At 42.4% G+C, this 12,581-nt stretch carries 17 protein-coding genes and 1 pseudogene; 10 read left to right on the forward strand and 8 right to left on the reverse strand.

Annotation, left to right across the window (positions count from 1 at the left end):
• The coding region (locus MiAbW_RS15160; protein ID WP_172967384.1) for an alpha/beta fold hydrolase at window positions 1–413 on the forward strand (413 nt) is incomplete at its 5' end.
• A gap of 15 nt (window positions 414–428) precedes the next feature.
• Window positions 429–707, forward strand: coding sequence for a peptidylprolyl isomerase (locus MiAbW_RS15165; protein WP_238707305.1), 279 nt, complete (start codon window positions 429–431; stop codon window positions 705–707).
• Window positions 708–851: 144 nt separating this feature from the next.
• Here MiAbW_RS15165 and MiAbW_RS15170 read toward each other — a convergent pair whose 3' ends face one another.
• From MiAbW_RS15170 to MiAbW_RS15185, 4 genes are all read right to left on the reverse strand, one after another.
• The gene (locus MiAbW_RS15170; protein WP_151696787.1) at window positions 852–1,085 is read right to left on the reverse strand and encodes a hypothetical protein; all 234 of its coding nucleotides are present in this window, start codon (window positions 1,083–1,085) and stop codon (window positions 852–854) included.
• Between the two features lie 3 nt (window positions 1,086–1,088).
• On the reverse strand, window positions 1,089–1,307 hold the full coding sequence (locus MiAbW_RS15175) for a hypothetical protein (protein WP_151696788.1): 219 nt from the start codon (window positions 1,305–1,307) through the stop codon (window positions 1,089–1,091).
• A gap of 388 nt (window positions 1,308–1,695) precedes the next feature.
• Window positions 1,696–2,799, reverse strand: a complete 1,104-nt coding sequence (locus MiAbW_RS15180) for a T3SS effector HopA1 family protein (protein WP_151696789.1) — start codon at window positions 2,797–2,799, stop codon at window positions 1,696–1,698.
• Between the two features lie 24 nt (window positions 2,800–2,823).
• Window positions 2,824–3,993 (reverse strand): phosphotransferase, encoded by a 1,170-nt coding sequence (locus MiAbW_RS15185; protein ID WP_151696790.1) that lies wholly within the window; start codon window positions 3,991–3,993, stop codon window positions 2,824–2,826.
• Between the two features lie 207 nt (window positions 3,994–4,200).
• Here MiAbW_RS15185 and MiAbW_RS15190 point away from each other — a divergent pair.
• Window positions 4,201–4,641: pseudogene (locus tag MiAbW_RS15190) on the forward strand (alpha/beta fold hydrolase); the annotation flags it as partial.
• 12 nt (window positions 4,642–4,653) lie between these two features.
• On the opposite strand, the gene MiAbW_RS15195 reads toward MiAbW_RS15190, so the two are convergent.
• Window positions 4,654–5,604, reverse strand: coding sequence for an undecaprenyl-diphosphate phosphatase (locus MiAbW_RS15195; RefSeq protein WP_151696791.1), 951 nt, complete (start codon window positions 5,602–5,604; stop codon window positions 4,654–4,656).
• Window positions 5,605–5,883: 279 nt separating this feature from the next.
• On the opposite strand from MiAbW_RS15195, the gene MiAbW_RS15200 reads away from it, so the two are divergent.
• From MiAbW_RS15200 to tpiA, 6 genes are all read left to right on the forward strand, one after another.
• Window positions 5,884–6,615 carry a glutathione peroxidase gene (locus MiAbW_RS15200; protein ID WP_151696792.1) on the forward strand — a complete coding sequence of 244 codons (732 nt, stop codon included), beginning with the start codon at window positions 5,884–5,886 and terminating at the stop codon, window positions 6,613–6,615.
• A gap of 208 nt (window positions 6,616–6,823) precedes the next feature.
• Window positions 6,824–7,174 (forward strand): HNH endonuclease, encoded by a 351-nt coding sequence (locus MiAbW_RS15205; RefSeq protein ID WP_151696793.1) that lies wholly within the window; start codon window positions 6,824–6,826, stop codon window positions 7,172–7,174.
• A 93-nt stretch (window positions 7,175–7,267) separates the two neighbouring features.
• Window positions 7,268–7,474 (forward strand): type II toxin-antitoxin system HicB family antitoxin, encoded by a 207-nt coding sequence (locus MiAbW_RS15210; protein WP_002739432.1) that lies wholly within the window; start codon window positions 7,268–7,270, stop codon window positions 7,472–7,474.
• A 2-nt stretch (window positions 7,475–7,476) separates the two neighbouring features.
• A complete protein-coding gene (locus MiAbW_RS15215; RefSeq protein ID WP_002739431.1) occupies window positions 7,477–7,704 on the forward strand; it encodes a type II toxin-antitoxin system HicA family toxin in 228 nt (75 codons plus the stop codon).
• Window positions 7,705–7,962: 258 nt separating this feature from the next.
• A complete protein-coding gene (gene dps / locus MiAbW_RS15220; RefSeq protein WP_151696794.1) occupies window positions 7,963–8,496 on the forward strand; it encodes a DNA starvation/stationary phase protection protein Dps in 534 nt (177 codons plus the stop codon).
• Between the two features lie 244 nt (window positions 8,497–8,740).
• Window positions 8,741–9,466, forward strand: coding sequence for a triose-phosphate isomerase (tpiA, locus tag MiAbW_RS15225; protein ID WP_151696795.1), 726 nt, complete (start codon window positions 8,741–8,743; stop codon window positions 9,464–9,466).
• On the opposite strand, the gene MiAbW_RS15230 is transcribed toward tpiA, so the two are convergent.
• On the reverse strand, window positions 9,453–10,244 hold the full coding sequence (locus MiAbW_RS15230; protein ID WP_151696796.1) for a fumarylacetoacetate hydrolase family protein: 792 nt from the start codon (window positions 10,242–10,244) through the stop codon (window positions 9,453–9,455). The two genes, tpiA and MiAbW_RS15230, sit on opposite strands and share 14 nt — an antisense overlap.
• Window positions 10,245–10,389: 145 nt before the next feature.
• Between MiAbW_RS15230 and rpsF the strand changes: the two genes are divergently transcribed.
• Window positions 10,390–10,779, forward strand: coding sequence for a 30S ribosomal protein S6 (rpsF, locus tag MiAbW_RS15235; RefSeq protein WP_004160997.1), 390 nt, complete (start codon window positions 10,390–10,392; stop codon window positions 10,777–10,779).
• Between the two features lie 6 nt (window positions 10,780–10,785).
• On the opposite strand, the gene MiAbW_RS15240 is transcribed toward rpsF, so the two are convergent.
• Both MiAbW_RS15240 and MiAbW_RS15245 read right to left on the reverse strand, forming a co-directional pair.
• On the reverse strand, window positions 10,786–11,484 hold the full coding sequence (locus tag MiAbW_RS15240) for a Uma2 family endonuclease (protein ID WP_151696797.1): 699 nt from the start codon (window positions 11,482–11,484) through the stop codon (window positions 10,786–10,788).
• Window positions 11,485–11,677: 193 nt separating this feature from the next.
• Window positions 11,678–12,283 carry a DUF3782 domain-containing protein gene (locus tag MiAbW_RS15245; RefSeq protein WP_151696798.1) on the reverse strand — a complete coding sequence of 202 codons (606 nt, stop codon included), beginning with the start codon at window positions 12,281–12,283 and terminating at the stop codon, window positions 11,678–11,680.
• Window positions 12,284–12,581 lie beyond the last annotated feature (298 nt).

Genomic DNA, 12,581 nt, shown 5'->3' on the forward strand with positions numbered 1-12,581 from the left:
AATTCGGTAAGTATGTGGTACAGTTTCGTTATGATTGGTTTTTAAAAGTACCTTTTGCCGATCGATTATTTATGGCGAGATTTTTGCATCGATCGATCCCAAAATCAGAAAGAATTGCTTTTTTAGAAGATTTTTTGGCGGCAGATTACGAGGCCGCCCTAGGCACAATTTATACATCTGTGAGTAAAAAAGCAGTGGAAATTATGCCGGGTAAATTTGCTGAGATTAAGGTACCAACTCTTTTAGTATCAGGGGAAAAAGATATTATTATCCCTGCCAAAATGGGCAAAATGGCGGCGGATTTGAATAATAATATCCAGTATGTGGAGATGGCTAATACCGCTCACTTTCCCATGTTAGAAGATGCCCCTACTTATCTACAAAAATTGCGAGGTTTTTTAGAAATTAATTAGGGTTTGCTAGGGGAAATGAGTTTCTATGATGTGACTCACAAGTATATTCAGGATAAAGAGTTACGCCGTCAGGGTGGATATTTGGGGGTACAGCGTCGCCAGGATTTAAAACCAGAAATATCTGCTGCTGTGTTTGCTACGAAACCTCCTCAGTTGCTTAAACCTATTGTGAAAGCTAAAGGGATAAGCTTGATTTTAGTGGAGGAAATTATACAGCGGAATTGGATGATCAGTTACGCTATCAAATTGTTTCAGAGTTGTTTGGCGAGTGGCTTAAGGACAAGGTTGGAGTAGTTCAACTCATCAATAAAAATAAATAGAAGCTATTTTCAGTAGATTTTTTATCCGAAAATAGCTTCCTATTTAGAGACAGAAACATCAGGTTTACCTAGGTAAATCCTAGTCTTTTGTCTCAAAATAGAATTTACACTGTAAATTCTATTCTAAAATTTTCTTTACACCCCATGCAATGGCACCCGATATAGCGGCCCCAACTGCCACACCTCCTGCGAAACACCAAGCACTACTAGCAAGTGTAGGTGAAACTCCACCATTGATTCTCTGGTATTCAGATTCATGTACTTCATCTAAAAAGCTTTCAGAATCAAGGAATAAATCATATCCAGCAGGACACTCTAAGTTGTCAATCCTGATTTTTTGCATAATACTCATCCTTTATTTTGAGAGCGTCCAAGCAATAGCACCAACTGCGACGATACCAACAACCACTCCACAAGCAAAAGTGGTCGCAACAATCGTTGGCGTCGTTGGTGTTGTGGCTCCACCAGAAACACTGCAAAGCTCGTCATCATTTAGATAATCTAAAAAGCTTTCAGAATCAAAGAGTAAATCCGCACCAGCAGGGCGTAACTCAGAAATAGTAATATTAGCCATTTTTGTTTCCTCTTTGGAAAAGGGAGATGATTTGAGTTTGAGGTAATCAGATTTGTGTTTTTCCTGTCCCTATGACTATTATTTTTGCCTAACTCTCCAGCAATGACAATAGGTTAAGCAACTTTAAAATTAATCTAACTGACACAATTATGTCTCAATTTTACCGACTAAACACCGTAACTTCATGTAGATTATGACCGCAAATGCCCATAATCTCGTATCAACGAGCTTTGTTTTTCAAGACATAAATAACACAATTATGTCTTTTTTATATCTCTCGGCCCAGGGTTCGGGTGGTGGCAGAGCAAAAAAATAGCCCCATGACCTAATGAGGCTAAAATCTACCGATGGGCCGATCGCTCTTTGATTCCCAGATAGGCGACTAATATCAGCCTGCCAACTCTAATCCCTGATAAACATCCTCAGAATCAGCATTCAAATAAGGACGCTGCCAATCAATCCCCAACCCAGAAAACTGCTCAGAAATAGCAGCAATTCGACCCGCCGCAGAATTGTCCTCCTGTTGCCAAGCCATCAATAACCCATTGGCTATAATCTGACAGCGATTCATCCCAAAACTCTCCTCACTGCCAAACTTTTTGTCTGGTTCTTCCGCCAACCCCAAACCCGGTGCTAACTCCAGAGTAAACAAAGGTACCTCTGGCTTAAAAACAGACTGATTTTCTTGATAAACATGAGCCACAACCTGCCTGACCAACTCATAATCTGTTTTGCCAAAATAAAGCACCCCAGCATCATATCGTTGATAATCAACCGGATTATATAAAGCCTTAAAACTAAAAGGAATCCCCCTCTCATTTAACCTTTCAGTCAACCCAGTCATCACAGCCACCGCGCCTTCGGGAGTAACATTAAAATAGAGCCGCACCATAGCTTCCTCTCTCTGTAAACCGGCATTACCCACCGCCATATAAAAGCCATTTTGTACAAAATTCTTAGGCATCAAAATTGACACAACAGCACCCACTGCCGCCGCTTGCTCAGACTCTTGAAGATGCTTTTCCCGTTGGATATGCAGTCGCAAACCGCCCTTAGTCACAGCCAAACTGCCATCGGTTTCCCCTCTCAAAATCGACCAACCTGAATCAAAATATCCCTCCCCCTTGTTCGCTGCTTCCAACTGTAAAAAAAAGTCCATAGCTACGCCAGCAAAACTATTATTCTCCAAATCTAATTGCTGACCCTTATTCTCAGAACCTAATGCTTGCGATGCTTGCATCGACCCATTATAATAAATGCCATAAAGAAAACTCCTCAACTGTAAGCTCATATATTTATCCTGTATTTCCTTCGGTAAAGCCTGAATCCGAGACAACATCTCAGCAGGCATTTCCCAGGGTTGATAGTTAGGATGACGAATCGAAAAATCAGCGGAAATTTCGAGATTTTCAACAATATCTAACAAAACTTCCTTTAACCGACCTCTAACCTCAGGGGCTAAATGATGGAATTGAGAATTAAGTAATGACATAATTTTTCAAGATACTCAACGATATTAAACTTGGCCAACAACAGAAGAATTCATCTGATTTAACTGAGTAGCAGTAGCGCCAAAAATCGTGGGCATTGATGATTCAGGACGACATAACAAAGCCTTGGCTACCTGAAGCATAGCAATTCCGGTATTATTAAAGATTTTTTGATACTGAACCATTGCCAAAATTGCAATAATTAAAGAAAAACCAGCCAACTGGACTACTTGCTTTAAGAAATCAGGACGATATTCCAAGATTTCTGGGAAAGTTTCTAAATAAGCTAAAGTTAACCCACCGATAGATGGCTGCAGTAATTCTAGGGGAGTAGTGGCTAGTCGCAGAGACTCTTCAATACTGAGAGAATTACTAATCACCAAGCTACCCAACCAAATTTGTAGATAACTAGCGATTGCCATTCCCAAGTCAAATGCTGGATCTCCCCAATCAGACCTTTCCCAATCAATCAACCGTATCCCATTTCCATTAATATCTTCCCAGTTTCGATTCAGAAGAATATTATTCAGCTTGATGTCATTGTGAGTCAGACAAACAGGAGAAATAGTTTCACTGGCTCGATGAACTGCTTCTCCTAAGCTATCATATCGTTGATAAAGTGCAAAAAATTTCAATCCATCCATCGGAGCCATGCCAAAAATTTCAGGACTGATCCTTCCCAAACTCTCTAATAATAGCGGAGATACTTTCGGTTTTCCAGCAAACTCTTCTTTGACAAAAAATTCCCGATAAATACTCTGATTCCAGGTATCACGGTGAATTGTCGCCAAACAACTGCCGATTTGAGTAGCAATCTGAGCCGGAAAGAGATTCTCTTTAGAATAAAACTCTGCTAAATCATGATAATTATCCAGATAAGTAGAAACTAAAATTGAGTTATCAGCATCGTGGAGCAGTAATTCTGGCAGAAAACTACGCCAATGGTCAATTTCAGGAAAGTTCTCTAGAAATTTTGGGATTCGCCATTCCCCAAAAAACTCACCCACCGTTTCCTTTTCTAAATTAATAAATTGTTCTTGTTTAACCAGTAACTTTCGCCCCTCTGGTAAAGTCACTAATAAGTTAAAATTTTTAGCCTGAATCTGCTCTAATCCTGGATTTTCTAGGCAGCGATCACAGATTTTTTGGTCGATTAAATAGTCATAAACATTTTGAGAACTTAACACAAATTTCATAATTACAATTATTCTCAAATATTGCTGATCTGTTTTTGTTTATTTCAATCATAATTGATGATAGCCTTATTGACAAGCTATTCATCTGCATTAAAAAGACATAATTAACACAATTATGTCTAAACTTCAGCTAATCTCGCCAGTCAACCTACCTGTTAGATTGGTTTAGGGCTAATTGCGATCGCTTCATAGACAAAGAAACCAGGAGACAAGGCGGCTTTTGCCGCCTTTCATAAATTCGGTAAGTATGTGGTACAGTTTCGTTATGATTGGTTTTTAAAAGTACCTTTTGCCGATCGATTATTTATGGCGAGATTTTTGCATCGATCGATCCCAAAATCAGAAAGAATTGCTTTTTTAGAAGATTTTTTGGCGGCAGATTACAAGGCCGCCCTAGGCACAATTTATACATCTGTGAGTAAAAAAGCAGTGGAAATTATGCCAGGTAAATTTGCTGAGATTAAGGTACCAACTCTTTTAGTATCAGGGGAAAAAGACATTATTATCCCCGCCAAAATGGGCAAAATGGCGGCGGATTTGAATAATAATATCCAGTATGTGGAGATGGCTAATACTGCTCACTTTCCCATGTTAGAAGATGCCCCTACTTATCTACAAAAATTGCAAGATTTTTTAGAAATTAATTAGAATGCCAAAAGGTCAGGAAAAACGCCCCCAGGCCACACCAATCAGGATAGTAACCCCGAAAAAGAGACGATACCAGACGAAAACCCAGGTACTCTGTTTTTTGAGATAATCTAATAACCAAGCGATCGAAAGATAGGAAAATAGCGCCGAGGAAATTACCCCAATAGCCAGGGGAATTAATTCACTGGTGTTAATCTGGTCGAGAACGCCTTTAAATTCCACTAAACCGGCTAAAGTTATCGCTGGAATCCCCAACAGAAAGGAAAATCGCGCCGCTACGGCCCTTTCTAAACCCATGAATAACCCGGCAGTTAAGGTGGACCCAGAACGAGATACCCCTGGTATTAAGGCTAAAGCTTGGGCTAATCCCATTAAAACCCCGTCTTTTTGTCGCAAAGTCTCAAAACTGCGTTTATGTTTCCCGATTTTTTCGGCTGTACCTAAGAGTAAAGACATGACTATAGAGGCACAGGCGATCGCTGTCATGCTTCTCAGGGGGGAATTATCTAAATCGGGAATGAAAAGTTTCATTAATAAACCAAAGAAAACAATCGGAATTGTGCCTAGGATAATCCCCACGGCTAAACGAAAATCCTGGGAACGATAATCGGAACTAGCCACCGCTTTCACCATTCCCGTGGATATTTGCCTTAAATCCTGCCAAAAATAGGACAATACCGCTGCAATACTGCCCAATTGAATCACTGCCGTATAGGTGACACCGGGATCCCCCCAACCCAAAAAGACGGGAATCGCTTTTAAATGGGCGGTACTGCTAATCGGCAAAAATTCCGTCACTCCCTGCACAAATCCCAAAAAAATCGCCTGTAACCAGTTAATTTTTGCCAGAGGCATGGCGCTAGTGGTTGATTGGGCAATGGCGGCGGGTGTAATCGCCAAAATCACCGTTATTATCGCTAGTCCTAGCCATTTATAACTTTTTTTCAGTAAGGAAAACATCATTTTTCAGTAAAAAAAGGGATGGGGTGTAGGGTGTGGGGAGCTTTTTTCAGTTATCAGTAAACAGTAACCAGTAATCAGTGAAAAGACAACAGCAATTTCCCTTTTAGTAAACAATAAAAAGTAATCAGTGAAAAGAAGGCTCCGGACTTGCCACTTAATACTATTCACTGATCGCTAATTTAAGTATAAATACTTGTTGACAACTCATAGTCGTTATGAGTACACTTAATTTACACAAACTCGAAATGAGTACGACTTAACGATTAGGAGTTGAAGATTATGCTACCAAACCGAGAAGGAGAGAGAGTTCCCGATGTCACCTTTCCCGTGCGTCAAAATAATCAATGGGTGAACATCACCAGCGAGGAATTATTCACAGGAAAAACCGTTGTTCTTTTTGCCTTACCCGGGGCATTCACTCCCACCTGTTCCACCTCCCATTTACCCGGATATAACGAATTAGCCCCAGTTTTTCGGGAAAATGGCGTAGATACTATTGTTTGCTTGTCGGTGAATGATACCTTTGTCATGAACGAGTGGGCAAAAGACCAAGAATGTGATAATGTCCTCTTAATTCCCGACGGCAACGGCGAATTTAGTGCGGGAATGGGGATGTTAGTCGATAAAGCTGACTTAGGTTTTGGTAAACGTTCTTGGCGCTATTCGATGCTAGTCAAAGATGGTGTTATCGAGAAAATGTTCATTGAACCAGAAGAACCGGGAGATCCTTTCAAAGTCTCCGATGCGGAAACGATGTTACACTATATCAACCCAGAAGCCAAAAAACCGCCTTTAGTCTCTCTTTTCTCGAAAGTCGGCTGTCCCTACTGCGTCCGGGCCAAGAAAATGTTAGAAGAAAAAGGCCTACAATACGAAGAAATTATCCTCGGACAGGATGCCACCAGTCGTTCTCTGCGGGCCATGAGTGGCAATACCACCACCCCACAAGTCTTCATTGACGGCCAATTAATTGGTGGTTCGGAAGAATTAGCGGCTTATCTAGAAGCATAATTAATCAGTTAGACCTCAAGTTATCTTTCCATTGCAACTGGAGAGATATCTGTGAGAGGTTTTGCCCGGGCAAGTTAGAGCTTTTTTGTTGGGTGTGATTGTAGTCTGATGTATTTCGTTAATCATTTATAGCGTTTCTCAGTCTTATAAAGTACACCATCTGTTGCCTGTTCCCTAACTAAAACCAGAAACTTTGTGCCTCACAAGTATGAGAATTACTTATTTTGTGAAAGCCCGTGACTTCATAAAGCCAAATGAAAAGGTAGTCGTTATCTTTACAGAGGGAAAACACTTTGTTCTCCACGATGACAACACTGGTTCAACGGGTCAGTGGAAGATCGATCCCAATCGTGAAGTTGACCGTATTATTCTTTATCATCGTGATGATGAGAATAATGCGAATAATTTGTACATAGCGAACCATGCTGGTGCAGAGCCAGCAGACAGGGAAGGTCGATACGACATTCGATTAACTCATGTTCAGTACATAGGGGCAACATCCGTAAATTGGGTTGAGTTTGCTGAAGGTGGGCAAAACCCAATTCGGTATCTTCCTTGATGTAGCTTTGATTACTGAAGGTTCTTGTCATCCACTAATAGGTAGGTGAGAACACGAGGTAAACTATAAGCTGGGAGATTGTGGTGAAAACTTATGAAGTTGACTGTAACACTTGACCGTGACGAAGATGGAGTTTGGGTTGTAGAATGCCCCAGCATTCCGGGTTGTGTCAGCCAAGGTAAAACAAGAGCAGAAGCTCTTGAAAATATCAGAGATGCAATTATCGCCTGCCTTCAAGTTCGTGCAGAACGTGGGCTACCCCTAACGATTGAAACTCACCAAGTAGAGGTAATGGCATAATCATGTCCTCTGCTCTTCCTGTTCTCAGCGGACGTGAGGTAGTCCGAGTATTTGAAACCTTTGGCTGGCAAGTTGCGCGTCAAAGTGCAAGCCATATTATCATGGTTAAGGAGGGCGAACAGGTAACACTCTCTGTTCCTGATCATCGTGAAGTGGCAAAGGGTACGCTTCGTAGTCTTATTCGTACTGCTGGAATTACGGTACAAGAATTTGTTTCTGGCATGAGATGAGCGATAAGAGAGGTCTGATAATTCGAGTGCAGCAGACGGACGAAGGCTGCTGATGCTCAGTTCAAGGTTGTCTGATGCCGCTGATTCGAGCCGTTACTTGTACTGAGCGCATTGGAAGTATCAGTTATCAGCTACTTGTTTTCCGAATTAATTGGCCGTTTTTCAGTTTATTATCAACGTCCAATAGGATCAAAATCAGTCCCTTATGCACCCACAAAAATTATCGAGTATTCTGTTAACTGATCAAGGAGAAAAATTATGGTAGCCACTCCAGTCAAAACCAAAACCACGGGACAATACTACGCCACCCGCATCGATTTAGCATTAGATATCCGCAAAGCTGTTATTGAAATCTTAAGCCAAACCCTTGCCGCTAGTTTGGACCTAAAAACTCAGGTTAAACAGGCCCACTGGAACGTCAAAGGTTTAAATTTCTACCAATTGCACAGCCTCTTCGACGAAATGGCCACGGAATTAGAAGACTATGGGGACATGGTAGCCGAACGGATTACCGCTTTAGGTGGAACCGCCTTGGGAACAGCACGCATCGCCGCCGCTAACTCGATTCTGCCAGAATATCCGGCTGATATCGTCGATGGTAGTGAACATATCGTTGCTTTAGCCGAACGTTATGCCTTATACGCTTCCCATCTTCGTTCTGCTATTGATACCACTGGCAATCAAGGGGATGCCGACACAGCAGATCTCTATACGGAAATCTCCCGGGACATCGATAAACGTCTCTGGTTCCTAGAAGCGCATCTGATTAAATCGGAAGATGTTATCGGTTAATTTATAGATGAATTTGGGGTGTGTTAACGTAGCTTAATACAGCTTAGATTTTGGAACTAGGCCCTTGCATCCCCACATCACGCCCAGTGTGGTTGGTACGGGCCTAGGGCATAGCTTAGAGGTAAAAGTATTAAAGAAATCTGTTCAAGACAAACAGCGATTATCGGTGATCTTGCTTAGGGTAACAAAAAGGCTTACAGTAAAATGTGCCATAAATTATCAAATCTACTAAATTAATTAAGCTGTGCCGAAAGTTGTTATTGCAGGTAACTGGAAAATGCACAAAACCCAGAGAGAAGCTTTGGAGTTTTTGCAAGATTTTAAATCCCATCTAGAGGAAACCCCCGACGACCGAGAAGTAGTTCTTTGTGCGCCTTTTACAGCTTTAGCTGTCCTCTCTCAAACCGTCCACGGTGGTCGTATTCGCTTGGGGGCGCAAAATGTCCACTGGGAAAAATCGGGGGCTTATACGGGCGAAATTTCGGCGGATATGTTAACCGAAATTGGGGTTCACTATGTGGTTATCGGTCACAGTGAACGCCGGCAATATTTCGGCGAAACCGATGAAACCGTCAATTTGAGGGTCATATCTGCCCAAAAACAAGGTTTAACCCCAATTATCTGTGTGGGAGAAAGTAAAGCCCAAAGAGATGCCGGAGAAACGGAAAAGGTAATTATCAAGCAAATTCAAGCAGGTTTAGTCAATGTTGACCAAAAAAACCTCGTTATCGCCTATGAACCCATCTGGGCGATTGGCACTGGGGAAACCTGCGAAAGCGAGGAAGCCAATCGGGTTATCGGTTTGATTCGGCAACAATTAGACAATCCCGAAGTAACCATTCAGTACGGTGGTTCGGTAAAACCGGATAATATCGATGAAATTATGGCTCAATCGCAGATAAACGGGGCTTTAGTCGGTGGGGCGAGTCTAGACCCCGCCGTATTCGCCCGGATTGTTAATTATCGTTAATTGATGTTGCTGCCATAACGCTATTTTCCAAAACCCCGATGCCTTCTATTTCCACCCGAACCTTATCCCCCACCTGCAGCGGTCCGATTCCTTCGGGAGTTCCCGTTAAAATCACATCCCCCGGCAGCAGGGTCATCACTTGGGAGATATAAGCCACCAAGACATCGGGGGGAAAGACCATATCACTGAGATAACTGCTTTGTTTGGGGTCGCTGCCATCATTGAGAAAAGTGGTTAATTGCGCCCCGATACTCAATTCCCGGACAATCCAAGGGCCGAGGGGACAAAAACTATCAAATCCTTTCGCCCGCGTCCATTGGCTATCTTTTTTCTGTAAATCCCTAGCGGTGACATCATTAGCAATGGTATAACCCCATATTTTGCTTCTGGCCTGTGCTGTGCTGCAATTCTTGGCGGTTTCTCCGATAATTAATGCCAATTCTCCCTCATAATCCACTCTTTCCGATTGGGGCGGATAGAAAATCGTTTCACCATCGGCGATAATTGTCGTCGGTGGCTTGAGAAATAAAAGCGGTTCTTCTGGTACAGGCGTTCCCATCTCGGCGGCGTGGGCGCGGTAATTTTTGCCCACGGCAATAATTTTCGACGGGAAACAGGGGGCTAATAGTTGGTAGCTATCAGGTTCTAATTCTATTTTGGTTAGTTGCCCTCCTTGCCAGGGAGGGGCATCAAAGACGACAACGCTACGGTTTAGCTGTAACAGTCCGTAGAAGATTTGTCCTTGACGATGTTTCACTCGTACATAGCGTTGCGCCATATTTTTCTGGGAATGACTAGCGATCGACTCTCGGATAGTAGTATGATCATATATCCTTGCTTCTTTATTAAAAGCTAGAGAGTTATTAAAATCAATTAACCTCTGGCCTTGACAAAGAAGCCTTCTAGTCCATAAGGATTCTGAGATGAGCAATAACTACGAAACTCTTTACATTCTCCGTCCCGATTTAGGGGAAGAAGTCGTTCAGCAACAAGTGGAACGTTATCGGACTCTGATTACCGAACACAGCGCCACAGACATTGAAGTTAAGGTGTGGGGTAAAAAACGTCTGGCCTATCCTATCAAAAAACTCAATGATGGTGTCTATGTGCAGATGAATTATCAGGCCAGCGGCAAACAAGTCGCCCCCATGGAACGAGCCATGCGTTTAAGTGATGAGGTTATTCGTTATTTAACCCTAAAACTCGATCGCGTGGTGGCCCCCCCTGCCGATTTATCTCCCTTAACGGAAATTCCGCCCTCTCCTATCACCGAAGCGGTGGTGGAAGATGACGGTATCTCCGCTGAAGATTAATTATAGTCACAACTGTGTCGGATCAATGCCCAATTCCCGTAATCGGGCAAAAGCGCGATCGCGTTCTTGTTGTGCTTGGTTACGTTCTTGTTGTGCTTGGTTGCGCTCCTGTTGTGCTTGGTTGCGTTCCTCAAAGAGGGTTTCAGGGTCTTTAAATCGTTCCCCATCGGGATAAAAGACCTCTAAACCCTCTTCAAACATCTCAAACCGAATCCCTAGGATTGGGGAAGTCCAGGGAAAATTCAAGGCCGTTACTGGGAAAAAATCCTCTTGCTGATTGGCCCGTACCAATCCCCAGAAATCATGGGAGTCTGGGTCATAGAAAAACATCTCTAATACCCCATACTCCCGATAGAAAGACTGCTTTTTGAGCATTTCCCTGGCACTATTGCTCGGAGAGAGGATTTCAAACACTACCTGGGGAGCAATATTGTCTTCTTCCCATTGTTTATAGCTGCCGCGCTCACCCGGTGGACGGCCGAAAACTACCATGGCATCGGGAGCTTGACGGGGAGCGGGGGGTACAGTTACCTGCTGGGGATACCAGAGCAAATCTCCGGCGACAAAGACGGTTTGCTCTTTAAATAAATACTTGAGATTGGCAACCAAGCGAACAATCCAGCGATATTGAACTGTGTTGTCGGCCATGGGTTTACCGTCGGAATCAGGATAGAAAAGTTGGGGTTCGATGGGTGCTTGAACCATGCTTTATCTCTTGCGATCGCATTTTTGCCTAACTTTATTGTATCATCGCAAATCCTGGGTTTAAAACCCCATCCTTTTAGGACGGCTTTGCCTTGTACTAAATCCGTTGAGTATAGGCTACATATCAGGACAGGCAAAAGGCTTCGACGGTGAGCCTGTGGAATTGCCGAACGGCGAAAGGGAGAATAAATAATCAGTTTTTAATAACAGGATTTAGGATTACATCTAAATTTTTAATAAAGTCGAGGTTGAAAAATACTTGGTCATGAATCCGAGCCACATAAAACCCTTCTTGCAGAATTTTTTTGCGTAATTCTGATGATAAATGAACCGCCGCTAATATGCCATAGAGTTTTTTATCTTTGTGTTCAGGGAAAAAGCGGCGAAACCGTTGCAAAATACTTTTTAATTGTGTAATAGACTCCTCTCTAGCATGACTTTTAACCTCGACGATATAAGCAGTATTTAGCTCACCATTGGTATAGGCAAGGACATCAATTTCTAGGTGTTGTCCTTCTTTACTGACTCGCACACTGGGACTGATAACTTCCATACCAAAGCGTTGTCTGAGAATCTTTTCCATTGAAGGGAGGGCAAGTCCTTCGGTAAAGCTGCCGAATTTTGCACCGAGTCCCCCAATTTGCTGCCCTAATTCTTTGAGTTGTTTGTCAGTTTTCTTCTGTTGCTGACTAACTTCCTTCAATAGTAGGTCAGTCTCCTTCAGTTGTTTGTCAGTTTCTTTTTGAGCAGTCGCTAATTCGGCTAAGAGTCGCCATACGTCTTCGGATGTAGTTGTCATAGCTAATTTTTTCTCTCTGATTTAGTCTATAGAGTTTCCTGTTCGCAAGAGGTACATTATCAATGTTGAAAAGCTTAATTATCAAAGGTTAAAGTGTGTCACACGGGCGTGAGAACCGCTATACATTATTAAAGCGAAACCGCTTGTTTTTATTTTTTTCAATAGTAGTTATAGAGATAAGTCAATCTATTGGTCACCCGAAAATTCCCCCCATAATCTTGAGATTTTTTTGATAAATTGGGACTCGATCGAGGATAATTAAAAGAAATATTTTGACTCATAACCAAATCTAATCAAG

Source organism: Microcystis aeruginosa NIES-4325 (assembly GCF_008974145.1).
In the GTDB taxonomy this organism is placed as follows: Bacteria; Cyanobacteriota; Cyanobacteriia; order Cyanobacteriales; family Microcystaceae; genus Microcystis; species Microcystis aeruginosa_G.

Coding starts and splice junctions, on each gene's coding strand:
- MiAbW_RS15165 (WP_238707305.1), top strand. CDS start 429: ATGAGTTTCTATGATGTGACTCACAAGTATATTCAGGATAAAGAGTTA.
- MiAbW_RS15170 (WP_151696787.1), bottom strand. CDS start 1,085: ATGAGTATTATGCAAAAAATCAGGATTGACAACTTAGAGTGTCCTGCT.
- MiAbW_RS15175 (WP_151696788.1), bottom strand. CDS start 1,307: ATGGCTAATATTACTATTTCTGAGTTACGCCCTGCTGGTGCGGATTTA.
- MiAbW_RS15180 (WP_151696789.1), bottom strand. CDS start 2,799: ATGTCATTACTTAATTCTCAATTCCATCATTTAGCCCCTGAGGTTAGA.
- MiAbW_RS15185 (WP_151696790.1), bottom strand. CDS start 3,993: ATGAAATTTGTGTTAAGTTCTCAAAATGTTTATGACTATTTAATCGAC.
- MiAbW_RS15195 (WP_151696791.1), bottom strand. CDS start 5,604: ATGATGTTTTCCTTACTGAAAAAAAGTTATAAATGGCTAGGACTAGCG.
- MiAbW_RS15200 (WP_151696792.1), top strand. CDS start 5,884: ATGCTACCAAACCGAGAAGGAGAGAGAGTTCCCGATGTCACCTTTCCC.
- MiAbW_RS15205 (WP_151696793.1), top strand. CDS start 6,824: ATGAGAATTACTTATTTTGTGAAAGCCCGTGACTTCATAAAGCCAAAT.
- MiAbW_RS15210 (WP_002739432.1), top strand. CDS start 7,268: ATGAAGTTGACTGTAACACTTGACCGTGACGAAGATGGAGTTTGGGTT.
- MiAbW_RS15215 (WP_002739431.1), top strand. CDS start 7,477: ATGTCCTCTGCTCTTCCTGTTCTCAGCGGACGTGAGGTAGTCCGAGTA.
- dps (WP_151696794.1), top strand. CDS start 7,963: ATGGTAGCCACTCCAGTCAAAACCAAAACCACGGGACAATACTACGCC.
- MiAbW_RS15230 (WP_151696796.1), bottom strand. CDS start 10,244: ATGGCGCAACGCTATGTACGAGTGAAACATCGTCAAGGACAAATCTTC.
- rpsF (WP_004160997.1), top strand. CDS start 10,390: ATGAGCAATAACTACGAAACTCTTTACATTCTCCGTCCCGATTTAGGG.
- MiAbW_RS15240 (WP_151696797.1), bottom strand. CDS start 11,484: ATGGTTCAAGCACCCATCGAACCCCAACTTTTCTATCCTGATTCCGAC.
- MiAbW_RS15245 (WP_151696798.1), bottom strand. CDS start 12,283: ATGACAACTACATCCGAAGACGTATGGCGACTCTTAGCCGAATTAGCG.